Below are 22,183 nucleotides of genomic sequence, written 5' to 3' on the forward strand. Positions count from 1 at the left end.
GTCACCTGTATAACCAGTAAGCGGTGGCGTCGACGTTGGCCCCACTCGCAATATAACGTTTAAGCGCGGCGGTGTTGCCCATCTGGGTCGCCACCCGCAGCGTCGATAACTGTTCCTGCTCAGCCCAGTGCAGCGCGGCCTGCATGAGTTTCTTCCCCATGCCGCGTCCGGCGAGTAAGCCGATACGCGCGTCCTGCTCATTCACCTTACGCAGGGAAACAAAGCCCTGAATCTGTCCATCCACCGCGCGGAAAACCAGACACACGTGGTCGAACGTGCCTTTTACCGCATTTTCAATCCACTGAGCATAAAAACGGCTGCTGTCTTCAGGCTTATACCATGGAGCACGAAAGCGGCTTTGGGCAAAGGCCTGCGCCGCCATCTGGCGCAGCGCGGGAATGTCCTGCTCTGCTGCAATTTCTGCGCCTGCCGACGGGTGGTGGGAAACCGTTATGGAGAGATCAACCTCGCCTTCGACCAGCTGAAAACCATGTTGCTGCAGCGCATCCAGCAGATCGGCACGGCCCGCCGGGATCTTCGCCTGCACGCGCGGCCAGGCCGCGAAGTCGGACGCCTGCAAAGCAGGCGCATCGTCACGCAGACGCACAATCGCCGAAGGCCGGGCAAAAAAAGTGCTTTCCCACTCAAGGGATTCCAGCACGCCGTTGAGTTGACTCAACGCCACACGCCTTTGGTATCAACCACGTACTTCTGGGACACGGTCTTACCGGGGATCGCTTTGAACGCGTTGTGATCCACCAGCAGCACCAGCACATCCGCCGTCGCCAACGCATCGTTTAGCGCGGTCAGCGTACAATGGCCCGCCAGCTTCGCTGGCAGCTCATGGATATTCGGCTCAACCACAAGCGTCTCACCGCTGTGCCAGCCTGCGATCATCTCAGCAATTTCCATCGCCGGGCTTTCGCGCAGATCGTCAATGTTCGGTTTAAAGGCCAGGCCAAAGCAGGCAATTTTCAGCTCGCTGGCGCGCTTGCCGCTTTCAGCCAGACAATCCGCCACCGTCGCTTTTACCTGATTGAGTACCCAGTGAGGTTTGCTGTCGTTGACTTCACGCGCGGTGCGGATCAGGCGCGCCTGATCGGGGTTTTGCGCCACGATAAACCAGGGATCGACGGCGATGCAGTGACCACCCACGCCCGGACCCGGCTGGAGAATGTTGACGCGTGGATGGCGATTCGCAAGGCTAATCAGCTCCCAGACGTTAATCCCCTGATCGGCACAAATCAGTGACAGTTCATTCGCAAAAGCGATGTTAACGTCGCGGAAGCTGTTTTCGGTCAGTTTACACATCTCGGCGGTGCGGGAGTTGGTCACCACGCATTCGCCTTCAAGGAAAATCTTATACAACTCGCTGGCGCGCGCGGAACATACCGGCGTCATGCCGCCAATCACGCGGTCGTTTTTAATCAGCTCGACCATGACCTGACCCGGCAGCACACGCTCCGGACAGTAGGCGATATTAATATCGGCCTGCTCACCCGCCTGCTGTGGGAAGGTTAAATCTGGACGGGCTTCTGCCAGCCACTGGGCCATCTGCTCGGTAGCGCCCACCGGCGACGTGGACTCGAGGATCACCAGCGCCCCTTTTTTCAACACAGGCGCGATAGATTTTGCTGCCGCCTCAACGTAAACCATGTCGGGCTCATGATCGCCTTTAAATGGCGTCGGAACCGCAATCAGAAAGGCATCGGCGTCGACCGGCGTGGTGCTGGCGCGCAGGAATCCCCCGTCGACGGCCTTTTTCACCACGAGGTCAAGATCGGGCTCCACAATATGAATTTCGCCACGGTTAATGGTGTCCACTGCGCGAGCATTGATGTCGACGCCTACAACCTGCTTTTGACGAGAGGCAAAGGCCGCCGCAGTAGGCAGTCCAATGTAGCCAAGACCCACGACAGAGATGGTAGTAAAACTCATAGCGTTACCCGATTGTGTTTAAGTGCATGCAAAATACGACCACAAGACTGCCCATCACCATACGGGTTATGGGCGCGGCTCATCGCCTGATACTCTTCTTCATCGTGCAGCAGGCGCGTCACCTCGTCGACGATGCGGCGCATATCCGTGCCCACCAGACGTACCGTGCCCGCTTTTACCGCTTCCGGGCGCTCGGTGGTTTCACGCATGACCAGCACCGGTTTGCCGAGAGACGGCGCTTCTTCCTGAATCCCGCCGGAATCGGTGAGGATCAGCCAGGCGTGATTCATCAGCCAGACGAATGGCATGTAGTCCTGCGGTTCGATCAGAAGGACATTATCCACATGACCCAGAATACGGTTCACCGGCTCGCTGACGTTAGGATTGAGGTGTACCGGATAGACAATCTGCACATCTTCATTCTGCGCGGCAATCTCAGCCAGCGCGTGGCAGATTTGCTCAAAGCCGCGACCGAAACTTTCGCGACGGTGGCCCGTCACCAGGATCGTTTTCTTGCCGTTATGCAGGAAAGGATAGCGCGCAGCGAGTTCTGCCTGCAGATCGGTGTTTGCCAGCACGCGGTCACGTACCCAGATCAGCGCATCGATAACCGTATTCCCGGTGACAAAGATCTTATTGTCGGCAATATTTTCCCGCAGCAGGTTCTGACGCGAGTTTTCAGTTGGCGCAAAGTGGTACATCGCCAGATGTCCGGTAAGCGTGCGGTTGGCCTCTTCCGGCCAGGGCGAGTAAAGGTTGCCCGTGCGCAGGCCCGCTTCAACATGACCAACGGGAATACGCTGATAGAATGCGGCCAGACTGGTCGCCACGGTGGTCGTGGTGTCACCATGAACCAGCACCACATCAGGTTTGAAGGATTCCAGAATAGGCTTCAATTCTTGCAGAATACGGCAGGTGATCTCCGTCAACCCCTGCCCCGGTTTCATAATATTGAGATCGTAATCCGGGACGATAGAAAAGAGAGTTAAGACCTGATCGAGCATCTCCCGGTGCTGGGCAGTCACGCATACTTTTGCTTCAATATCAGGATCTCTGGCCAGCGCATGAACCAGAGGCGCCATCTTGATGGCCTCCGGCCTGGTGCCAAATACGGTTAGTACTTTCACATCGATTCTCTTCGATTAGGCGATGAAGGCCGTAGCCTTCATCGTAGACGGCGTTCTTAATTTGTGCGACGACGCATTAATGCTACGCCAGCGCCAGTCAGTGCGCCCACAATCCCCCACATGATCATCAGGAATGCGCGTCGCGGACTATCGCGTTTTACAGGTTCTTCAGGCGTTCTCAAATAACGATACGTCTGAAAACGAGGGTCCATCGTTGGACCGACGTTCAGGGTGTTAAGCATGGCGCGGTTTTGGTCGTAATCGAGGTCAAAATCAGGGCCAACGGCCTGGAGATTTTCCAGTCGCGCCTGGAGCATTGGACGACCAAGGAGGAACATTTCGGAATCAGGCAGTTCATCCGCCGGAACATCCGTTTCGCTGCGAGAGATATTGTGCTGCTCCGCAATTTTAAGCGCCTGCTCAATATTGTGGACACGGCGGGCAAAAATGGCTTTCGCCACCTCTTCCTGACGTTTCACCTGCGCCTTCATCTGAATCGTTCGCGCAGCCCAGGCACCTTTCAGCTCATCATTGAGATGGCTGGCGGCACGCTGGCTGGCAAAGGCCACATACTGACGTAGCAGGTTATTCGCATCCGGCGCCGTTTCGGCAATCAGCTTCACGCTGTCGCTGACATTGCGCAGCGCATCGCCCGGCATAAACTGGATATTGTTGATGAGATCATCCAACAGCGCGGCATCGACTTTTGTGTTATCAACCCGACGCTGTTTGAAGTAATCGGTCTGCGACCAGAAATCGCGACGCGTATCCCACGAGGCGAGCTGCATCACGAACTCTTTGTAGGCCTCATCCATTACGGATACCTGATCCGGCGTGGCGAGATTCGCTTTAATATCCAGGTTACGCAGGAATTGCTGCTGGGAATAGAAGCCGCCGAGCATGTTAACCGTTGGTCTGTCGGTAATCGCCGTCGCGCTCCACTCTTGTTTTGCAAAGAATGTGTAGGCCAGCGCTAACAGAGCGAACCCCAACGCGATCCCCGCTATCCAGAATTTGCCCCGCCATAACACGCGAAACAAACCACGAATATCCAGCTCATTCTCAGTTACCACTGATTTCGCTCCCGCCAACGGTTGAGTCATCATAGTCCCGGTTTTACTTAGTTAATGTTGTGTTTTTGCCACTGTTCCGACGCATCCTGCGTTTTAAACGTTTAATGAATCGTGCGACTTTCCATGCGCGTTTGATGCAGTAACCGTACATAAAGAATGCTAGCAAGAATAATACCAACATTACCCATTCAGGGATGAAATGAGCATATTCCGCGGCCACACCAATACCGGCGAGGATAGCCGCTGCGAGGGTGATCAGGACAAAAGCCTGACGGGACGTGAACCCGGCGCGCATGATCAGATGGTGGATATGCTGACGGTCAGGGGAGAATGGACTCATCCCTTTACGCAGACGGCGATACATAATCGCCACCATATCCATCAGCGGAATAGCAATAATCCACAGCGCCGTTACCGGGCTAATCGGATGCGTTTTACCTTGTGTGGTTTCCAGCAGGACCCAGATAACGGTAAAGCCAATCAAGGTACTTCCCGCATCACCCATGAAGACTTTATAGCGACGCCCCAATACACCGAGGTTGAGGAAGATATAGGGCAGGATGGCGGCAATCATGGCGAAACACCACATTGACAGGCTGTACTGACCATCAAACCACAAAATAATACCGATCGCGGCAAACGAGACGGAGGACAACCCGCCGAGCAGGCCGTCAATACCATCGACCATGTTGAAAGCGTTAATTGCCGCCCAGACGGCAAACAGCGTCAGGAAGAAACCAAACGGCCCCAGCACCAGCTCCCACGGGCCAAAAACATAACCCAGACTTCTCAGGTACAGGCCGCCGACCACCATCATGATGACGCCAATGGCCGCCTGTACGGTCGCGCGAAACTTCACACTGATATCAAATCGGTCATCAAGCGCCCCGACTAACACGAGGACACCCGCACATGCCAGGTAGAGCGCGGCATGCGGAATATAGTAATCCGCGATCGCAAACGTGAAACAGATACCTGCGTAAACCGAAATCCCCCCCACCAGCGGGATAAGCCCCTGATGGCGCTTACGGAAATTCGGCTTGTCCACTAACCCGATTCTTTTTGCTACCTTGCGCGCAATAAACAAAAAACAGGTTGTGAATAAAAAAATACTGATCAGCTCAGTTACTGCAGTGAGTAGATTCACAATGGATTGCTCTCAACAAAAGTTAGTCCCGGAAGTATAACCATGAAGCACCCTGCCTCTGAAGGAATAAAAGGTGGCCTCTCACAACTCCCTTTGTATGTTTTTCAATCAATTATTTCTTTGACTGTTTAAACCTGCTTATTGTCGCACCGACAGGTCGAAAATGGGAGTCTGTGGTAATAGCGTATAGTCCATAAATGAAAAACGCCACGTAAAAACGTGGCGTTCACTGGGATAATTTGCGTTACGAGCGTTTCATCATGTCGAAGAAATCGTCGTTGGTTTTGGTCATCGCCAGTTTGTTGATGAGGAACTCCATTGCGTCGATTTCACCCATTGGATGGATGATTTTGCGCAGGATCCACATTTTCTGCAGCTCTTCCTGAGTGGTGAGCAGCTCTTCCTTACGGGTACCGGAACGGTTGTAGTCGATAGCCGGGAAGACGCGTTTTTCAGCGATCTTACGAGAGAGGTGCAGTTCCATGTTGCCTGTACCTTTAAACTCTTCGTAGATAACTTCGTCCATTTTGGAGCCGGTATCAATCAGCGCGGTCGCAATGATGGTCAGGCTGCCGCCCTCTTCCACGTTACGTGCCGCACCGAAGAAGCGCTTCGGACGATGCAGGGCGTTGGCATCCACACCACCGGTCAATACTTTACCGGAAGCTGGCACCACGGTGTTGTACGCACGCGCCAGACGGGTGATGGAGTCGAGCAGGATGATCACGTCTTTCTTGTGCTCAACCAGGCGTTTCGCCTTCTCGATAACCATTTCTGCAACCTGAACGTGGCGAGATGCTGGCTCGTCGAAGGTAGAAGCAACCACTTCACCTTTAACCAGACGCTGCATCTCGGTCACTTCTTCCGGACGTTCGTCAATCAGCAGTACCATCAGCACGCAGTCTGGGTGGTTGTAGGCAATGCTCTGCGCGATGTTCTGCAGCAGCATGGTTTTACCCGCTTTTGGCGGTGCCACAATCAGGCCACGCTGACCACGACCAATAGGTGATGCCAGATCCAGAACGCGAGCAGTTAAGTCTTCGGTAGAACCGTTACCACGCTCCATGCGCAGGCGAGAGTTCGCGTGCAGCGGCGTTAAGTTCTCAAAGAGGATCTTATTGCGCGAGTTTTCCGGTTTGTCGTAGTTAACTTCGTTAACTTTCAACAACGCAAAGTAGCGTTCACCCTCTTTTGGAGGACGAATCTTACCTGAAATGGTGTCACCAGTGCGGAGGTTGAAACGGCGGATTTGGCTAGGGGATACGTAGATGTCGTCAGGGCCGGCGAGGTAGGAGCTGTCTGCAGAGCGGAGGAAACCAAATCCGTCTTGCAATATCTCCAGCACACCGTCGCCAAAGATATCTTCGCCACTCTTAGCGTGCTGCTTCAGGATGGCGAAAATGATGTCCTGCTTGCGCATACGAGCCTGGTTTTCCAGCCCCATATTTTCGCCGAGAGTGATCAGCTCAGAAACCGGCGTATTCTTTAATTCGGTAAGATTCATAATGGTGTGGGTTCTTAAACTCGGGGTGATTCTCGAACTTAATGTTGTGAATGGTATGGCAGGGTCATCCATGCCTGTTTAGCGGCCATCAACTCATGTCTGTTCGCTGTCTGGTCACAGGGAAAGAACGCAGAACTGAAACGACAAGACGGATTGAGTGACAAGCCCGGAATCTAGCAACTTCACGCACTGTTCATGTTAACAACGGGAAGTATCGGGTAAAACAAGATTCAAACAACAAGATATGTTTAAAACGAAGTCATAGCTAACTTAGCACGACTAAAGCCGGGCGTCCAGAGATCCACACAATTTAGGCGCTCAGGACGCTCAGCCGAGAAACCTTACGCCAGATTAGCGTCGAGGAACTCTTTCAGTTGACCTTTGGACAGTGCGCCCACTTTGGTCGCTGCCACTTCACCGTTTTTGAACAGCAGCAGGGTCGGGATGCCACGGATACCGTATTTTGGCGCGGTGCCCGGGTTCTGGTCGATGTTCAGCTTGGCAACGGTCAGTTTGCCCTGATATTCGTCAGCGATTTCATCCAGAATCGGGGCGATCATTTTGCAAGGACCACACCATTCAGCCCAGAAATCGACGAGGGTTAGCCCGTCAGCCTTAAGCACGTCCGTGTCAAAACTGTCGTCAGTCAGGTGAATAATTTTATCGCTCATATATAACTCCACAGGAATAAGCCTGGTACGTTGGTTTTGTCTCCACCAACGACGTGTTGATGTCGCATTAACCAACTAAAGGTTGACTTTATTTCACCGGATACGCTTTCGTAAAGCAATAGTAAGCTGATATTCTACCACACTATGAGCAAAACACATTTAACAGAACAGAAGTTTTCCGACTTCGCCCTGCACCCAAAAGTGATCGAAGCCCTTGAAAATAAAGGGTTTCATAACTGCACGCCCATTCAGGCTCTCGCCCTGCCGCTTACGCTGGCCGGTCGCGATGTTGCAGGGCAGGCGCAAACCGGTACTGGCAAAACGATGGCGTTCTTAACGTCAACGTTTCATTATTTACTGTCTCATCCAGCGATTGCAGACCGCAAAGTTAACCAGCCGCGCGCGCTTATTATGGCCCCGACGCGAGAACTGGCGGTACAGATCCACGCAGACGCTGAACCCCTGGCGCAGGCTACTGGCCTGAAGCTTGGCTTGGCCTATGGCGGCGACGGCTACGATAAGCAGCTGAAAGTGCTGGAAAGCGGTGTGGATATCCTGATCGGTACCACTGGCCGTCTTATCGACTACGCCAAACAGAACCATATCAACCTCGGTGCCATCCAGGTTGTCGTGCTGGATGAAGCCGACCGTATGTACGATCTGGGCTTCATTAAAGACATCCGCTGGCTGTTCCGCCGCATGCCTGCTGCGAATCAGCGTCTGAACATGCTGTTCTCTGCAACCCTTTCTTACCGCGTTCGCGAACTGGCGTTCGAACAAATGAACAACGCCGAGTATGTGGAAGTGGAGCCAGAGCAGAAAACAGGTCACCGCATTAAAGAAGAGCTCTTCTATCCTTCGAATGAAGAGAAAATGCGTCTGCTGCAAACACTGATCGAAGAAGAATGGCCCGATCGCGCCATCATCTTTGCGAACACCAAACACCGCTGTGAAGATATCTGGGGCCATCTGGCTGCAGACGGTCACCGTGTTGGTCTGCTGACCGGCGACGTTGCACAGAAAAAACGCCTGCGTATTCTTGAAGAATTTACCCGTGGCGATCTCGATATTCTGGTCGCAACCGACGTTGCCGCTCGTGGTCTGCACATCCCAGCCGTGACGCACGTTTTTAACTATGATCTGCCAGATGACTGCGAAGACTATGTACACCGTATCGGTCGTACCGGTCGTGCGGGCGCGAGCGGTCACTCTATTAGCCTTGCGTGTGAAGAGTATGCGCTGAATCTTCCAGCCATTGAGACCTACATCGGTCACTCTATTCCGCAGAGCAAATACAACCCGGAAGCGCTGTTAAGCGAACTGCCGCCGCCGAAGCGTCTTACTCGCCCACGTTCCGGCAATGGTCCGCGTCGTTCTGGTGGCGCACCGCGTAATCGTCGTCGTTCAGGTTAAGAAATTATGCTCAGTTCCACCTCGCTATATGCGGCAATTGATCTCGGTTCGAATAGTTTTCATATGCTGGTTGTGCGCGAGGTGGCGGGAAGCATTCAGACGCTGACGCGCATTAAGCGCAAGGTCCGCCTGGCGGCGGGCCTGAGCAGCGACAATCACCTCTCCCCCGAAGCCATGGAACGTGGCTGGCAGTGTCTGCGCCTCTTTGCTGAGCGCCTGCAGGACATACCCCATACCCAAATCCGCGTTGTCGCTACCGCGACGCTTCGCCTGGCGGTTAATGCCGTGGATTTTATTGCCAAAGCGCAGGAAATTCTCGGTTGCCCGGTGCAGGTCATCAGCGGTGAAGAAGAAGCGCGTCTGATCTATCAGGGCGTGGCGCACACCACCGGGGGTGACGATCGCCGTCTGGTGGTGGATATTGGCGGAGCGAGCACCGAACTGGTCACCGGCACGGGCGCCCAGGCGACGTCGCTGTTCAGCCTGTCGATGGGCTGCGTGACCTGGCTTGAGCGCTACTTTACCGACCGCAATCTCGCGCAAGAGAACTTCGACGAGGCGGAAAACGCCGCGCGCGAGGTGCTGCGTCCGGTCATGGACGAATTGCGCTACCACGGCTGGAAAGTGTGTGTTGGCGCGTCCGGAACCGTACAGGCGTTGCAGGAAATCATGATGGCGCAGGGGATGGACGAGCGGATCACGCTTGCCAAACTCCAGCAACTGAAGCAACGCGCTATTCAGTGTGGTCGGCTGGAAGAGCTGGAAATTGAAGGCCTGACGCTTGAGCGTGCATTGGTTTTTCCAAGCGGTCTGGCCATTCTGATCGCCATTTTCACCGAACTGAACATCCAGTGCATGACCCTTGCAGGCGGCGCGCTGCGCGAAGGTCTGGTCTATGGGATGCTGCATCTGTCGGTTGATCTGGACATCCGCAGCCGTACGTTGCGTAACGTCCAGCGCCGCTTCATTGTGGATACCGAGCAGGCACAACGGGTGGGACAGCTGGCATCGCTCTTTGCGGACCAGGTCAAACAGCGTTGGGATATTGAACCATTAAGTCGCGATTTGCTGCTAAGTGCATGTGCGCTGCATGAAATTGGCCTGAGCGTTGAGTACAAGCAAGCGCCGCTGCATGCCGCCTGGCTGGTGCGTAATCTTGATTTGCCGGGCTATACCCCTGCGCAGAAAAAATTGCTCGCTACCCTGCTGCTAAACCAGACCAATGCCGTGGACCTCTCTTCACTCCACCAGCAAAACGCGGTGCCGCCGCGCGTGGCCGAGCATCTGTGCCGTTTGCTTCGTCTGGCGATTTTGTTTGCCAGCCGTCGCCGCGACGATCTCCTCCCGGCAATTACGCTGGCGGCAGACGATGAAAAGCTCACGCTGACGCTACCGGAAAATTGGCTGGATAATCATCCACTTGGGGCAGAGCTGATCGAGCAAGAGTGCCAGTGGCAGAGCTACGTGCACTGGGCGCTTGAGATAAAGTAAGTCGCTGAACAATGCCGGGTGGCGGCTTCGCCTTACCCGGCCTACTCATCATTATCCCTTCTCTTTGGCTTTTGCCAGCATGGCGCGAATATTCGCCACGTTAGCCTGTCCCTTGTGCATGCGCTCTTCCGCGGTAATGACTTTGCGTTCCTGCTCCCAGATGAGATCGTCCTGAGGTAGCTCCAGCAGGAAACGGCTCGGCTCAGGGCGCACCAGTTCACCGTACTGTCTGCGCTCTTTACACAGGGTAAAAATCAGCTCTTTCTGCGCGCGGGTGATCCCCACGTAGGCCAGTCGACGCTCTTCATCGACGTTATCTTCATCAATGCTGCTCTGGTGCGGCAGTAAGCCCTCTTCCATACCGACCAGATAGACATACGGGAATTCCAGTCCTTTGGACGCATGCAGGGTCATCAACTGTACCTGGTCGGCCTCTTCCTCACTCTCACCGCGCTCCATCATATCGCGCAGCGTAAAGCGGGTGACGACCTGGGTCAGCGTCATCGGCTCGTCAATGTCCGAGCCTTCCAGCATTTCAGTCATCCAGCTAAAGAGTTGGTTGACGTTTTTCATCCGCATCTCGGCCGCTTTCGGGCTGGCAGAGGTTTCGTACAGCCAGGATTCGTAGTCGATACCGTGGATCAGATCGCGCACGGCAGCCACAGGCTCACGCTCTGCCAGCCGCTGTACTTCACCAAGCCAGTGGGTGAAGCGGGTTAAGTTGTCATATCCGCGTCCCGTCAGCGTCTGGCTTAGCCCCATATCAAAGCTGGCGGTAAACAGGCTTTTATTGCGGGTCATCGCCCACTCGCCAAGCTTTTGCAGCGTTGCCGGGCCGATCTCGCGTTTCGGCGTATTCACAATGCGCAGGAAGGCACTGTCATCATCCGGGTTAGTCAGCACGCGCAGATAGGCCAGCAGATCTTTGATTTCCGGGCGCGAGAAGAATGAGGTTCCACCCGAAATTTTGTAAGGAATACGGTTCTGCATCAGCATCTTTTCAAAGACGCGCGACTGGTGATTACCGCGATAGAGGATCGCGTAATCCTTGTACTCTGTTTTATTCACGAAGTGATGGGCAATCAGCTCACCGGTGACGCGTTCAGCTTCGTGTTCTTCATTGTTGGCGCTGAGCACTTTCAGCTCTGTACCGTAGCCCAGCTCGGAGAACAGACGCTTCTCAAACACGTGTGGGTTATTGGCGATCAGGATATTCGCCGCTTTCAGGATGCGACCGGACGAACGGTAGTTCTGCTCCAGCTTAATCACCTGTAACGCCGGGAAATCTTTGCTCAGCAGCACCAGGTTTTGCGGACGCGCGCCGCGCCAGGAGTAGATCGACTGGTCGTCGTCGCCTACCACGGTGAAACGCGCGCGTTGCCCTACCAGCAATTTCACCAGCTCGTACTGGCTGGTGTTGGTGTCCTGATATTCATCCACCAGCAGGTAGCGGATCTTGTTCTGCCAGCGCTCGCGCACCTCTTCATTACGCTGCAACAGCAACGTCGGCAGCAGGATCAGGTCGTCGAAATCCAGCACGTTACACGCTTTCATGTGCGCGTCGTACAGACCATAGCAGTGAGCGAAGATACGATCCCGTTCCCCTTTCGCGCTGGCTGCCGCCTGGGCTGGCGTCATCAGATCGTTTTTCCAGTTGGAGATCGTCGAGATCAGCTGTTGCAGCAGGACTTTGTCATCTTCAATCAGCCCTTCCGTCAGCTCTTTAAGCAGCGCCACCTGGTCAGTATCATCGAAAAGCGAGAAGTTTGACTTCATCCCCAGCGCCGCGTATTCGCGTTTAATAATATCCAGCCCCAGCGTGTGGAAGGTGGATATCATCAGGCCGCGCGCCTCTTTACGACCCAGCGTCTGCCCCACACGCTCTTTCATCTCGCGCGCCGCTTTGTTGGTAAACGTTACGGCAGCGATGTGCCGCGCCTGATACCCGCATCCATGGATCAGGTGGGCAATTTTATTGGTGATGACTCGCGTTTTGCCCGATCCCGCACCCGCCAGCACCAGGCAGGGTCCGGTGACGAATTCGACGGCTTGTTGTTGTCCGGGGTTTAAACGCATAAAAGATCACTCAATGAAAGTCGGGAGAGGAGGAAAAACGCGTGGTAGTATACCGAGCGTAAACTAGTCGACTCAAGGCACGATCATGGCAAAAACAGCAGCAGCACTGCATATCCTTGTTAAAGAAGAGAAACTGGCACAGGATCTTCTGGAACAGATTAAAAACGGCGCCGACTTCGGCAAGCTGGCGAAGAAGCACTCTATCTGTCCGTCAGGTAAACGTGGCGGTGACCTGGGTGAATTCCGCCAGGGCCAGATGGTTCCGGCATTCGATAAAGTGGTCTTCTCTTGCCCGGTACTGGAGCCAACCGGTCCCCTGCACACGCAGTTCGGATACCACATTATCAAAGTGTTATACCGCAACTAACAAAAAGCCCGGTGAGTCAATGCACCGAGCTTTTTTGCCAATGGCTGCCGACAGGCTAAATGCCGTCGCCATACTCGAACGTATGATGAATACCGTTGAAGTGCTGATCCATATCCATCGACGGTTTATCGCTATCCGGTTTACCGACAATGCGCGCCGGTACGCCAGCAGCGGTGGTGTGCGGCGGTACAGGCTGCAGCACAACTGAGCCCGCCCCTATTTTGGCCCCACGTCCCACTTCGATATTACCGAGGATCTTCGCTCCCGCGCCAATCATCACCCCTTCACGGATCTTCGGATGGCGATCGCCGCTGGTTTTACCGGTACCGCCCAGGGTAACCGACTGCAGGATAGAGACATCATCTTCAATCACCGCCGTTTCGCCGACAACAATGCCAGTGGCGTGGTCGAGCATGATGCCACGACCAATTTTCGCCGCAGGGTGAATGTCCACCTGGAAGGTCACAGAAACCTGATTTTGCAGGAAGATAGCCAGCGCGCGGCGGCCTTCATTCCATAACCAGTGGCCGATGCGATAAGCCTGAAGCGCGTGGAAGCCCTTCAGATACAGCAGCGGCGTGGAGTATTTATCGACCGCCGGGTCACGCGTGCGCACGGCCTGGATATCACAGGCGGCAGAGGCGATCATCTCCGGGTCAGCGGCATAGGCCTCTTCCACCACTTCACGAATAGCGATAGCAGGCATGATGGAGGAAGCCAGTTTATTGGCGAGCATATAGCTCAGGGCGCTGCCGAGGTCTTCGTGCTTGAGTAGCGTCGCGTGGTAGAAACTGGCCAGCATAGGCTCGCAGTCGGCCAAAGCCCGGGCTTCGGCTTTAATATTGTTCCAGACGATATCCAGTTCTTCACACGGCATTGCTTACTCCAGACGATAGTTAATGACCAGCCAGTTCTGCGCTGGCTGGGTCATTCAGGTGACAACGGTTCCGACTAGTTACTGCTGCGCTCGTCCTTGCGCGCACGACCTAATAAGGTCAATGCTGCCTCGCGCGCATTTTTTCCGCAATACAATACCTGATAAATTTCCTCGGTTATTGGCATTTCGACACCGAAACGGTGCGCCAACTCGCGGACTTCCTTGGTATTGCGGTAGCCTTCAACCACCTGACCAATCTTCTCCTGCGCGCTTTTTACATCGCTGCCCTGACCGAGCATCATGCCGAAGCGACGGTTACGAGACTGGTTATCGGTACAGGTCAACACCAGGTCACCCAGGCCCGCCATGCCCATAAAGGTGGCGGGATCGGCACCCAGTGCTTCGCCCAGGCGAGACATTTCCGTCAGCCCTCGGGTGATCAGCGCCGTACGCGCATTGGCACCAAAACCAATGCCGTCTGACATCCCGGCACCGATGGCAATCACGTTCTTCACCGCGCCGCCCAGCTGTACACCGATGAAATCGGGGTTACTGTAGACGCGGAAGCTCTTGCCGCAGTGCAGCAGCTGCTGGAGATCGTCAGAGAAGGCCTGGTCAGTGGATGCCAGTGAAATCGCTGTCGGCAGGCCAGCAGCAAGCTCTTTGGCAAACGTCGGTCCGGAAATCACCGCAAGCGGGATATCATCGCCCAGCGCTTCGCGGGCTACGTCCTGCAGCAGGCGTCCGGTTTCCGCTTCCAGCCCTTTTGTCGCCCAGACAATGCGTGCATCCGGGCGCATCAGCGGCTTGATTTGACGCAGTACTTCGCCAAACACATGGCTCGGCACCACAATCAGAATGTTGCGGCTGGCCGCCAGCGCGGTCGCGAGGTCGCTTTCCAGGTGCAGGGAGTCAGGGAACGGAACGTCCGGGAGAAAAGCCACGTTGCAGCGGTCGCGTTGCAACGTCGCAATATGTTTGGGATCGTGGCCCCACAGGACCACGTCGTGACCATTTCTTGCCAGCGTGATGGCAAGAGCGGTGCCGTAAGAGCCGGCACCGATCACAATCATTGACGCATTAACAGTGCTCATCAGGCATCCTGATGTTGTTCGGCACCTTCGCCAGCCTGCTGCTGCAGATAGTTCATGAACAGCGCATCAAAGTTAACTGGCGCAAGGTTCAGTTGCGGGAATGTACCGCGAGAGACCAGGCTGGTGATGCATTCGCGAGCATACGGGAACAGGATGTTCGGGCAGTATGCACCCAGGCAATGTGCCATCTGGTTGCCTTCGATACCGCCAATGGAGAAGATGCCGCCCTGCTGTACTTCACACAGGAACGCCGTTTCTTCGCCCAGAGATGCGGTTACGGTCACACGCAGTACAACTTCATACACATCATCCGCCAGTTGGGTGGATGCGGTATCAAGATCAAGTTTAACCTCTGGCTGCCAATCTTTCTGGAAAACGTGTGGCGCATTTGGCGCTTCGAAAGAGACATCTTTGGTGTAGATGCGCTGGATCTGGAAAGTCATTTCAGTGTTGTTTTGTTCTGACATGGAAAAACCCTTTTTAATTGTCCTAAAGTCTCTTAGCTCAGCAGCGGATCGAGTCCACCACGGGCGTCGAGCGCATACAAGTCATCACAGCCACCAATGTGCTGCGCATCAATGAAAATCTGCGGAACCGTCGTGCGACCACTGCGTTGGATCATCTCTTCGCGTTTAATCGCGTCACCATCGATCGGCAGTTCCTGGAACGTTACGCCTTTGCTGTTCAGCAGTGCTTTCGCACGGTGGCAGAACGGGCAAGTTGCTTTGGTGTAGATCTCAATATTGGCCATCACTGAACTCCTTATTTACCGCGAACTAAAGGAAGATTTTCCCCGCTCCAGCCGGAAATACCTTCTTTCAGTACCGTTACGTTTTCGAAGCCTGCTTTATGCAGTGCGTTGGCAGATTCCTGCGCCTGCATGCCGGTGCCGTCAACAACGATGATCGGCTGGGCTTTATGTTTTTCCAGCTCACCAATGTTGTTCGCTTTGATTTCAGCAGGCAGCAGGTTAATAGAGCCTGCAATGTGACCTTTGCGGAAATCGTCGCGCTGACGCAAGTCGACGACGACGGCGTCTTCTTTGTTGATCAGACGTGTCGCTTCACCGCGGGTGATCACCTTAATTTTAGACGTCAGTCCCTTAAAGGTGGTGAACAGCACAGCGACCAGCAGGCCAATCCACGCGATGCTCAGAACCGGGTGGCGGCTAACGAATTGCATAATTTCTTGCATGGGGGGTAACAACTCCCGACTAAGTGATTAAAAAAACCAGGACAGGAGTATACCTGTGCGTTGTGGCAAATACAGCCAGCGACAATAAGCTAATCGATTTTCTGCGGCATGCCACGAAAAAAAAGCCTCAAAATGTCCGGGGAAGTGCCTTGCCCCTACGCATTCTTTGATCTTCTGCGGCTATTTGATCGATTCAGCTGTAGTAAAATTACGCAAATTTTTCGTCTCTTGAGCATGAGGTTGTCGCAATGTCGGTTTCTAAAAAACCTATGGTACTGGTGATTCTGGATGGCTATGGCTACCGTGAAGACAGCCAGGATAACGCTATTTTCAACGCCAAAACGCCAGTGATGGATGCACTTTGGGCGAAACGCCCTCATACCCTGATTGACGCGTCTGGCCTGGAAGTGGGCCTGCCGGACCGCCAGATGGGCAACTCCGAAGTCGGTCACGTTAACCTGGGCGCGGGTCGTATCGTGTATCAGGACCTGACGCGTCTGGACGTTGAAATCAAAGAACGCACCTTCTTCTCCAACCCAACGCTCGCAGGTGCAGTAGATAAAGCCGTTGCCGCAGGTAAAGCCGTGCACATTATGGGCCTGCTCTCTGCAGGCGGCGTGCACAGCCACGAAGATCACATCATGGCGATGGTTGAACTGGCCGCTGAGCGCGGTGCGGAAAAAATCTATCTGCACGCTTTCCTGGACGGCCGCGATACGCCGCCACGCAGCGCAAAAGGCTCTCTGCACGCCTTCGAAGAGAAATTCGCCGCGCTGGGCAAAGGCCGCGTGGCGTCCATCATTGGTCGTTACTACGCGATGGACCGCGACAACCGCTGGGATCGCGTTGAACAGGCCTATGACCTGATGACCCAGGCAAAAGGTGAATTCCAGTTCGCGACCGCCGTTGAAGCACTGGAAGCCGCTTACGCACGCGATGAAAACGACGAATTCGTGAAAGCTTCCGTCATTCGTGCTGAAGGCCAGGCTGAGGCCGCCATGGAAGATGGCGACGCGCTGATCTTCATGAACTTCCGCGCTGACCGCGCGCGCGAAATCACCCGTGCATTCGTGAACAGCGACTTCGACGGTTTCGCCCGCAAGAAAGTAGTGAAACTGGACTTCATCCAGTTGACTGAATACGCCGCAGACATCAAAGCGCCTTGCGCGTATCCGCCAGCATCTCTGGCAAACACCTTCGGCGAGTGGATGGCGAAGAACGACAAAACGCAGCTGCGTATCTCTGAAACCGAAAAATACGCGCACGTCACCTTCTTCTTTAACGGCGGCGTAGAAGAGCCGTTCAAAGGTGAAGACCGCATTCTGATCAACTCGCCGAAAGTCGCTACCTACGACCTGCAGCCAGAGATGAGCTCTGCCGAGCTGACTGAAAAACTGGTTGCGGCCATCGAAAGCGGTAAGTACGACACCATCATCTGTAACTACCCGAATGGTGACATGGTGGGCCACACCGGCGTGATGGAAGCAGCGGTTAAAGCAGTTGAAGCGCTGGACAACTGTGTTGAGCAGGTAGCAAAAGCCGTTGAGTCTGTGGGCGGCCAGCTGCTGATCACCGCTGACCACGGTAACGCAGAGCAAATGCGCGACCCGGCGACCGGCCAGGCACACACCGCGCACACTAACCTGCCTGTTCCGCTGATTTATGTGGGTGATAAATCACTGAAAGCAGTGGAAGGCGGCAAGCTTTCCGACATCGCGCCAACCATGTTGACGCTGATGGGCATGCCGATCCCTGAAGAGATGACTGGTAAGCCGCTGTTCATCGTGGAATAATCGCTCCCCATGAGGGGAAAGGCGATTTTTTCAATCACATGGGTCGTGAAGCCGCTTAGGTTATCAGTCAGACCTCTGTTTTACGCCAGCGCACTCAGCGCTGGCGTATTGCTGTGCGCCGCATCCGCCCACGCGGATGACCGCGACCAGCTGAAATCCATTCAGGCCGATATCGCCGCCAAAGAGCGTGCGGTACGCCAGCAACAGCAACAGCGTTCCTCACTTCTTGCCCAGCTTAAGCAGCAGGAAGAGGCGATCTCCGCCGCCGCACGCAAACTCCGTGAAACGCAAAACACCCTCGCCCAGTTGAACAAACAGATCGATGAGATGAACGCGTCGATAGCCAAACTGGAACGCCAGCGTGATGCCCAGGAGCGCAATCTTGCCGCACAGCTTGACGCCGCGTTTCGTCAGGGTGAACACACCGGCCTTCAGCTGATACTCAGCGGTGAAGAGAGCCAGCGCGGACAGCGTTTGCAGGCCTACTTCGGCTACCTGAACCAGGCGCGTCAGGAGACGATCGCGCAGCTGAAGCAGACGCGCGAAGAGGTCACCACCCAGAAAGCCGAGCTGGAAGAGAAGCAGACCCAGCAGCAGACGTTGCTCTACGATCAGCAGGCCCAGCAGGCGAAGCTGGAGCAGGCGCGCAACGAGCGTAAGAAAACCCTGTCCGGCCTTGAATCTTCCATTCAGGAAGGCCAGAGCCAGCTGAGCGAAATGCGCGCTAACGAATCGAAACTGCGTAACAGCATTGCGCGAGCAGAAGCCGCGGCGAAAGCGCGCGCGGAAAAAGAGGCGCGCGAGGCGCAGGCCGTTCGCAACAAGCAGCAGGAAGCGTCCCGTAAAGGTACGACCTACAAACCAAGCGAAAGCGAACGTTCTCTGATGTCGCGCACCGGCGGTTTAGGCTCGCCTCGCGGCCAGGCTTACTGGCCGGTTCGCGGTTCCATTCTGCATCGCTATGGCGAACAGCTGCAGGGTGAGCTACGTTGGAAAGGGATCGTTATCGGTGCGTCTGAAGGTAGCGAAGTGAAAGCCATCGCCGATGGCCGCGTGATCCTGGCCGACTGGCTGCAGGGTTACGGGCTGGTCGTGGTGGTCGAACACGGTAAAGGCGACATGAGCCTTTACGGCTACAACCAGAGCGCGCTGGTCAGCGTCGGCACTCAGGTGCGCGCAGGTCAACCTATCGCCCTTGTGGGCAGCAGTGGCGGTCAGGGCCGCCCGTCACTCTATTTCGAAATTCGTCGCCAGGGTCAGGCGGTCAATCCACAGCCGTGGTTGGGAAGATAAGTTTTGCTTCAATTTCGTCGAATGATTCTCTCCGTCGCCAGCGCACTGGCGCTGGCTGCACCGGTATACGCAGGCAAACTCGCTATTGTCATTGATGACTTCGGTTATCGTCCGCACTATGAAAATCAGGTACTGGCGATGCCGTCAGCGATCTCCGTTGCGGTCCTCCCCAATGCGCCTCATGCGCGGGAAATGGCGACCAAGGCCCATAACAGCGGTCATCAGGTCCTGATCCACCTGCCAATGGCACCGCTTAGCAAACAGCCGCTGGAAAAAGACACGCTTCGTCCGGACATGAGCAGCGATGAGATCGACCGCATCATCCGCGACGCCTACAATAAAGTGCCGTATGCCGTCGGCCTGAATAACCACATGGGCAGCGCGATGACGTCCAGCCTGTACGGAATGCTGAAAGTGATGCAGTCGCTGGAGCGCTACAACCTCTATTTCCTCGACAGCATGACCATCGGCAACAGCCAGGCCCTGCGAGCCTCTCAGGGAACCGGCGTGAAGGTGATCAAGCGTAAGGTGTTCCTGGATGACACGCAAAATGAAGCGGATATTCGGGTGCAGTTTAATCGTGCTGTACAGCTAGCCCGCCGCAACGGCTCAGCCATTGCCATTGGTCATCCGCATCCTTCAACGGTGCGCGTGCTGCAACAGATGCTGCCGACCTTACCTGCTGATATCACGCTGGTACGCCCGAGCGATCTGCTCAATGAACCGCAGGTGGATACGTCTCGTCCTGGCAGCGCACAGCCGCCAGCAACGCAGCCGCGTAATCCGTTCAGCGGCGTAAAAAACTGCAAGCCAAAACGGCCGCTTGAACCGGTGCATGCAACCCGCTTCTTCACAGTAATTAGCGAAAGCGTGAGCCAGAGTACGCTGGTGCAATATTTCCAGCATCAGTGGCAAGGTTGGGGTAAAAAGCCCTTCCCCGCGACAGGTGACTAAGGTAGAAAGATGCCGCAACGACACAAAATCCTGCTCCTCGATACCGGTAAAGAATGGGGAGGAGGCACCAACAGCATGCTCGAACTTCTGAAGCGCATTAATCGCGAGAAGTTTGATATCACCTGTTGTTTTTACTCCGACTACAGCCGGGCCGAAGGGCAAACCATCGGTCAGGTGTTGAATGGCATTGGCATCCCGTTAATTGTCATCCCCCAGCATAAGCAGCCCGCGTGGGCGAAGATTGCAAAAGAACTGGGTCGCAGCCTGCTTTTCTTCTCGCGCAGCGGCCGCAAGGCCGTCACGCGCCATATTGATACGCTCTGGCGTATTCGCCCCAACGTCAGCAAAATCGAGACGATTTTCAGGGAAGGCGGTTTCGATACGCTGTACATGAACAACCAGCCAGGCTCTAACGAAGAGGGTTACCTGGCGGGAGCTAAACTGCGTGCGCGGATCATCCAGCACTGCCGCATTGAACCGGTGCTGACGCCGCCGCTGGTAAAGCTGGTGAATGCCCATGCCACAAAAATCATCGCCGTCTCGCATGGCGTTGAGCGCGTGTTACTTCAGCATGGCGTCCGGCCTGAGCTGTGCACAACGGTCAACAATGCCATCGACATCCACCAGCCTTTACCGGATCGACACGCCATGCGTCATCGCCTGAACATTGATGACGATACGTTTGTCTTTGGCAGCATTGGATCGTTAATTCCTCGCAAAGCCAACCACCACACGCTGGCGGCGCTGGCACAGTTCAGCCGCAGGGAACCCAACGCAAAATGGAAGATGGTGCTGGTGGGTGAAGGTGCGGAGCGTGCCGCATTAACCGCGCAAGCCAAAGAATTGGGCATTGAGAACAACGTGATTTTCACGGGCTTCCAGAATACGCCATTTGACTACCTTGCCACGTTTGACGCGTTTATACTCGCCTCAAAAAGCGAAGGGCTGCCTCGCGTAGTGCTGGAAGCGATGCTGCTTAAAATCCCTGTTATTGGCTCTCAGGTGACGGGTACGGCTGAATTGATTGATCATGAGTCAACGGGGCTGCTCTTCCGCTGGAGCGATGTTTCACAGCTTGCTCAGCATCTGAATAATATCTGGGCGGATGCAGACCTGCGGGCTCGACTGGCTGTGGCTGCATACCAGAACGTCTGCCATACCTACGCTATCGAAAACTATGTCAGCGGTGTCGAAGCCGTTCTTGGCGCGCACTAACCAAACGAGAAGAACATGTTTAAATTCCTTAATGCTCGCTACCGCCACATCACCGGGCAACATAACATTCCGTACGCTTCCCTTCCGGTCACGCGCGATCTCGTTGCGGTGGATTCCATCGTGATCCCGTGTACGGGCGCAGATTTCGTCGAAGAAGCGTTATTGTCAGCGACGTTTGCAGAACGTTACGCCACTGCCGTCAGTGAGATCGTCATCGTCAGCGATCAGCCTGAATCCGCCTTCGGGGTACTGCCGCCGAAAACCCGCGTAGTGACGCTGAATCTTCCGGTTCGTGAGGAAGGTTACCGCTATAAGCAGATCTACCTCAGCCGTCTGGTGAAGCTTAACGCCCCGCTGCAGGCGCGCGGTGAAGGCGTATTGATGATCGACTCCGATCTCAACCTGCTCAAGATGCCCGAGATTAACATGGCAGACATGCACATCTACTCCAGCTTCCGTCAGGGCAAAATGATTGCCAAGCTGGACGGCGCGCCAGCGGAGAAAGTGCCGGCGTATTACAAGGGGACGGTGCGTCCATATCTGGTCGATCACGTTAACGGCGCGTTTCTTGCGGCAACCAAAAAAACCTGGCGCCGCATCTGCCCGCTGTGGCTGACGCTGTTCCAGGATACCTGGGAACTGATGGACGACACGCAGCCGCCGACCGATCAGCTGCCGCTCGCCGCGCTGCTGGACATGCTGGATTTAAAAACGGTTAACCTGGGTGACTGGATGAACTGGCCGGTCTCCAAGAAGATCGGTGGTCAGGAAGCCGTTGTACCGAAAGAGGTGATTGGCGCGCACGGCGGTTTCCCTCTCTCCGAATGGCAGAAGTATCTTGAATCTCCGGATAACGCGCTGCTGTTCAAAGGTCAGGACTACACCCGCAAGGTGCGTTACCTGACGGACGAAGAGAAAAAAAATCAGTGAAAAAAGGGGCCACAGGCCCCTTTTTG

Annotated in this window: 21 protein-coding genes; 8 read left to right on the plus strand and 13 right to left on the minus strand. The window is 55.1% G+C overall.

Annotated features, from left to right (window positions below):
* Window position 1: 1 nt before the first annotated feature.
* The 7 genes from rffC to trxA all read right to left on the minus strand — a co-directional run bounded on the left by rffC (window position 2) and on the right by trxA (window position 7,460).
* The gene (gene rffC, locus HV355_RS11205; RefSeq protein WP_108417313.1) at window positions 2-679 is read right to left on the minus strand and encodes a dTDP-4-amino-4,6-dideoxy-D-galactose acyltransferase; all 678 of its coding nucleotides are present in this window, start codon (window positions 677-679) and stop codon (window positions 2-4) included.
* Window positions 676-1,938: a UDP-N-acetyl-D-mannosamine dehydrogenase gene (gene wecC / locus HV355_RS11210; RefSeq protein WP_042717724.1), complete on the minus strand. Its 1,263-nt coding sequence runs from the start codon at window positions 1,936-1,938 to the stop codon at window positions 676-678. Before wecC ends, rffC begins: the two co-directional genes overlap by 4 nt.
* Window positions 1,935-3,065, minus strand: a complete 1,131-nt coding sequence (gene wecB / locus HV355_RS11215) for a UDP-N-acetylglucosamine 2-epimerase (non-hydrolyzing) (RefSeq protein WP_010426343.1) — start codon at window positions 3,063-3,065, stop codon at window positions 1,935-1,937. Before wecB ends, wecC begins: the two co-directional genes overlap by 4 nt.
* Window positions 3,066-3,121: 56 nt before the next feature.
* Complete coding sequence (wzzE, locus tag HV355_RS11220) at window positions 3,122-4,168, minus strand: ECA polysaccharide chain length modulation protein (protein WP_042717725.1); 1,047 nt, start codon at window positions 4,166-4,168, stop codon at window positions 3,122-3,124.
* A 13-nt stretch (window positions 4,169-4,181) separates the two neighbouring features.
* Window positions 4,182-5,285 carry a UDP-N-acetylglucosamine--undecaprenyl-phosphate N-acetylglucosaminephosphotransferase gene (wecA, locus tag HV355_RS11225; RefSeq protein ID WP_089598263.1) on the minus strand — a complete coding sequence of 368 codons (1,104 nt, stop codon included), beginning with the start codon at window positions 5,283-5,285 and terminating at the stop codon, window positions 4,182-4,184.
* Window positions 5,286-5,529: 244 nt separating this feature from the next.
* Window positions 5,530-6,789: a transcription termination factor Rho gene (gene rho, locus HV355_RS11230; protein ID WP_001054528.1), complete on the minus strand. Its 1,260-nt coding sequence runs from the start codon at window positions 6,787-6,789 to the stop codon at window positions 5,530-5,532.
* Between the two features lie 341 nt (window positions 6,790-7,130).
* Window positions 7,131-7,460, minus strand: a complete 330-nt coding sequence (gene trxA / locus HV355_RS11235) for a thioredoxin TrxA (protein WP_004386384.1) — start codon at window positions 7,458-7,460, stop codon at window positions 7,131-7,133.
* 144 nt (window positions 7,461-7,604) lie between these two features.
* Between trxA and rhlB the strand changes: the two genes are divergently transcribed.
* Both rhlB and gppA read left to right on the plus strand, forming a co-directional pair.
* Window positions 7,605-8,873 (plus strand): ATP-dependent RNA helicase RhlB, encoded by a 1,269-nt coding sequence (rhlB, locus tag HV355_RS11240; protein ID WP_010426359.1) that lies wholly within the window; start codon window positions 7,605-7,607, stop codon window positions 8,871-8,873.
* Between the two features lie 6 nt (window positions 8,874-8,879).
* On the plus strand, window positions 8,880-10,364 hold the full coding sequence (gene gppA, locus HV355_RS11245) for a guanosine-5'-triphosphate,3'-diphosphate diphosphatase (RefSeq protein WP_108417311.1): 1,485 nt from the start codon (window positions 8,880-8,882) through the stop codon (window positions 10,362-10,364).
* 51 nt (window positions 10,365-10,415) lie between these two features.
* Here gppA and rep read toward each other — a convergent pair whose 3' ends face one another.
* Entirely contained in the window at window positions 10,416-12,440 is a 2,025-nt protein-coding gene (gene rep, locus HV355_RS11250) for a DNA helicase Rep (protein WP_182401923.1), read from the minus strand.
* 85 nt (window positions 12,441-12,525) lie between these two features.
* Between rep and ppiC the strand changes: the two genes are divergently transcribed.
* A complete protein-coding gene (gene ppiC / locus HV355_RS11255; RefSeq protein ID WP_006812396.1) occupies window positions 12,526-12,807 on the plus strand; it encodes a peptidylprolyl isomerase PpiC in 282 nt (93 codons plus the stop codon).
* 55 nt (window positions 12,808-12,862) lie between these two features.
* Here ppiC and cysE read toward each other — a convergent pair whose 3' ends face one another.
* From cysE to HV355_RS11280, 5 genes are all read right to left on the minus strand, one after another.
* Window positions 12,863-13,684: a serine O-acetyltransferase gene (cysE, locus tag HV355_RS11260; protein WP_010426365.1), complete on the minus strand. Its 822-nt coding sequence runs from the start codon at window positions 13,682-13,684 to the stop codon at window positions 12,863-12,865.
* Window positions 13,685-13,758: 74 nt separating this feature from the next.
* Window positions 13,759-14,778 (minus strand): NAD(P)H-dependent glycerol-3-phosphate dehydrogenase, encoded by a 1,020-nt coding sequence (gene gpsA, locus HV355_RS11265; RefSeq protein WP_108417309.1) that lies wholly within the window; start codon window positions 14,776-14,778, stop codon window positions 13,759-13,761.
* Entirely contained in the window at window positions 14,778-15,245 is a 468-nt protein-coding gene (gene secB, locus HV355_RS11270) for a protein-export chaperone SecB (protein ID WP_003860835.1), read from the minus strand. Before secB ends, gpsA begins: the two co-directional genes overlap by 1 nt.
* 32 nt (window positions 15,246-15,277) lie before the next feature.
* Window positions 15,278-15,529 (minus strand): glutaredoxin 3, encoded by a 252-nt coding sequence (grxC, locus tag HV355_RS11275; protein WP_010426371.1) that lies wholly within the window; start codon window positions 15,527-15,529, stop codon window positions 15,278-15,280.
* A gap of 11 nt (window positions 15,530-15,540) precedes the next feature.
* Window positions 15,541-15,972 carry a rhodanese-like domain-containing protein gene (locus HV355_RS11280; RefSeq protein WP_010426372.1) on the minus strand — a complete coding sequence of 144 codons (432 nt, stop codon included), beginning with the start codon at window positions 15,970-15,972 and terminating at the stop codon, window positions 15,541-15,543.
* Window positions 15,973-16,220: 248 nt separating this feature from the next.
* Between HV355_RS11280 and gpmM the strand changes: the two genes are divergently transcribed.
* Genes gpmM through HV355_RS11305 form a run of 5 tightly spaced genes read left to right on the plus strand, consistent with a single transcriptional unit; the run spans window position 16,221 to window position 22,157 of the window.
* The gene (gene gpmM / locus HV355_RS11285) at window positions 16,221-17,765 is read left to right on the plus strand and encodes a 2,3-bisphosphoglycerate-independent phosphoglycerate mutase (protein ID WP_148400202.1); all 1,545 of its coding nucleotides are present in this window, start codon (window positions 16,221-16,223) and stop codon (window positions 17,763-17,765) included.
* Window positions 17,766-17,798: 33 nt separating this feature from the next.
* Window positions 17,799-19,058, plus strand: coding sequence for a murein hydrolase activator EnvC (envC, locus tag HV355_RS11290; protein ID WP_029484911.1), 1,260 nt, complete (start codon window positions 17,799-17,801; stop codon window positions 19,056-19,058).
* Window positions 19,059-19,061: 3 nt separating this feature from the next.
* Window positions 19,062-20,012, plus strand: coding sequence for a divergent polysaccharide deacetylase family protein (locus HV355_RS11295; protein WP_089598268.1), 951 nt, complete (start codon window positions 19,062-19,064; stop codon window positions 20,010-20,012).
* Between the two features lie 9 nt (window positions 20,013-20,021).
* Window positions 20,022-21,227 (plus strand): glycosyltransferase, encoded by a 1,206-nt coding sequence (locus HV355_RS11300; protein ID WP_182401925.1) that lies wholly within the window; start codon window positions 20,022-20,024, stop codon window positions 21,225-21,227.
* A 15-nt stretch (window positions 21,228-21,242) separates the two neighbouring features.
* Window positions 21,243-22,157 carry a hypothetical protein gene (locus HV355_RS11305; RefSeq protein WP_182401926.1) on the plus strand — a complete coding sequence of 305 codons (915 nt, stop codon included), beginning with the start codon at window positions 21,243-21,245 and terminating at the stop codon, window positions 22,155-22,157.
* Window positions 22,158-22,183 lie beyond the last annotated feature (26 nt).

Origin of the sequence: Enterobacter sp. RHBSTW-01064 (assembly GCF_014103035.1) — a bacterium.
Taxonomy (GTDB): Bacteria; Pseudomonadota; Gammaproteobacteria; order Enterobacterales; family Enterobacteriaceae; genus Enterobacter; species Enterobacter mori.

Bases quoted from the DNA above. Each gene is read 5' to 3' on its own strand.
- gppA (WP_108417311.1), top strand. From the start codon at position 8,880: ATGCTCAGTTCCACCTCGCTATATGCGGCAATTGATCTCGGTTCGAAT.
- rep (WP_182401923.1), bottom strand. From the start codon at position 12,440: ATGCGTTTAAACCCCGGACAACAACAAGCCGTCGAATTCGTCACCGGA.
- HV355_RS11300 (WP_182401925.1), top strand. From the start codon at position 20,022: ATGCCGCAACGACACAAAATCCTGCTCCTCGATACCGGTAAAGAATGG.
- gpsA (WP_108417309.1), bottom strand. From the start codon at position 14,778: ATGAGCACTGTTAATGCGTCAATGATTGTGATCGGTGCCGGCTCTTAC.
- wzzE (WP_042717725.1), bottom strand. From the start codon at position 4,168: ATGACTCAACCGTTGGCGGGAGCGAAATCAGTGGTAACTGAGAATGAG.
- gpmM (WP_148400202.1), top strand. From the start codon at position 16,221: ATGTCGGTTTCTAAAAAACCTATGGTACTGGTGATTCTGGATGGCTAT.
- rhlB (WP_010426359.1), top strand. From the start codon at position 7,605: ATGAGCAAAACACATTTAACAGAACAGAAGTTTTCCGACTTCGCCCTG.
- wecC (WP_042717724.1), bottom strand. From the start codon at position 1,938: ATGAGTTTTACTACCATCTCTGTCGTGGGTCTTGGCTACATTGGACTG.
- grxC (WP_010426371.1), bottom strand. From the start codon at position 15,529: ATGGCCAATATTGAGATCTACACCAAAGCAACTTGCCCGTTCTGCCAC.
- rho (WP_001054528.1), bottom strand. From the start codon at position 6,789: ATGAATCTTACCGAATTAAAGAATACGCCGGTTTCTGAGCTGATCACT.
- cysE (WP_010426365.1), bottom strand. From the start codon at position 13,684: ATGCCGTGTGAAGAACTGGATATCGTCTGGAACAATATTAAAGCCGAA.
- ppiC (WP_006812396.1), top strand. From the start codon at position 12,526: ATGGCAAAAACAGCAGCAGCACTGCATATCCTTGTTAAAGAAGAGAAA.
- HV355_RS11305 (WP_182401926.1), top strand. From the start codon at position 21,243: ATGTTTAAATTCCTTAATGCTCGCTACCGCCACATCACCGGGCAACAT.
- trxA (WP_004386384.1), bottom strand. From the start codon at position 7,460: ATGAGCGATAAAATTATTCACCTGACTGACGACAGTTTTGACACGGAC.
- secB (WP_003860835.1), bottom strand. From the start codon at position 15,245: ATGTCAGAACAAAACAACACTGAAATGACTTTCCAGATCCAGCGCATC.
- HV355_RS11280 (WP_010426372.1), bottom strand. From the start codon at position 15,972: ATGCAAGAAATTATGCAATTCGTTAGCCGCCACCCGGTTCTGAGCATC.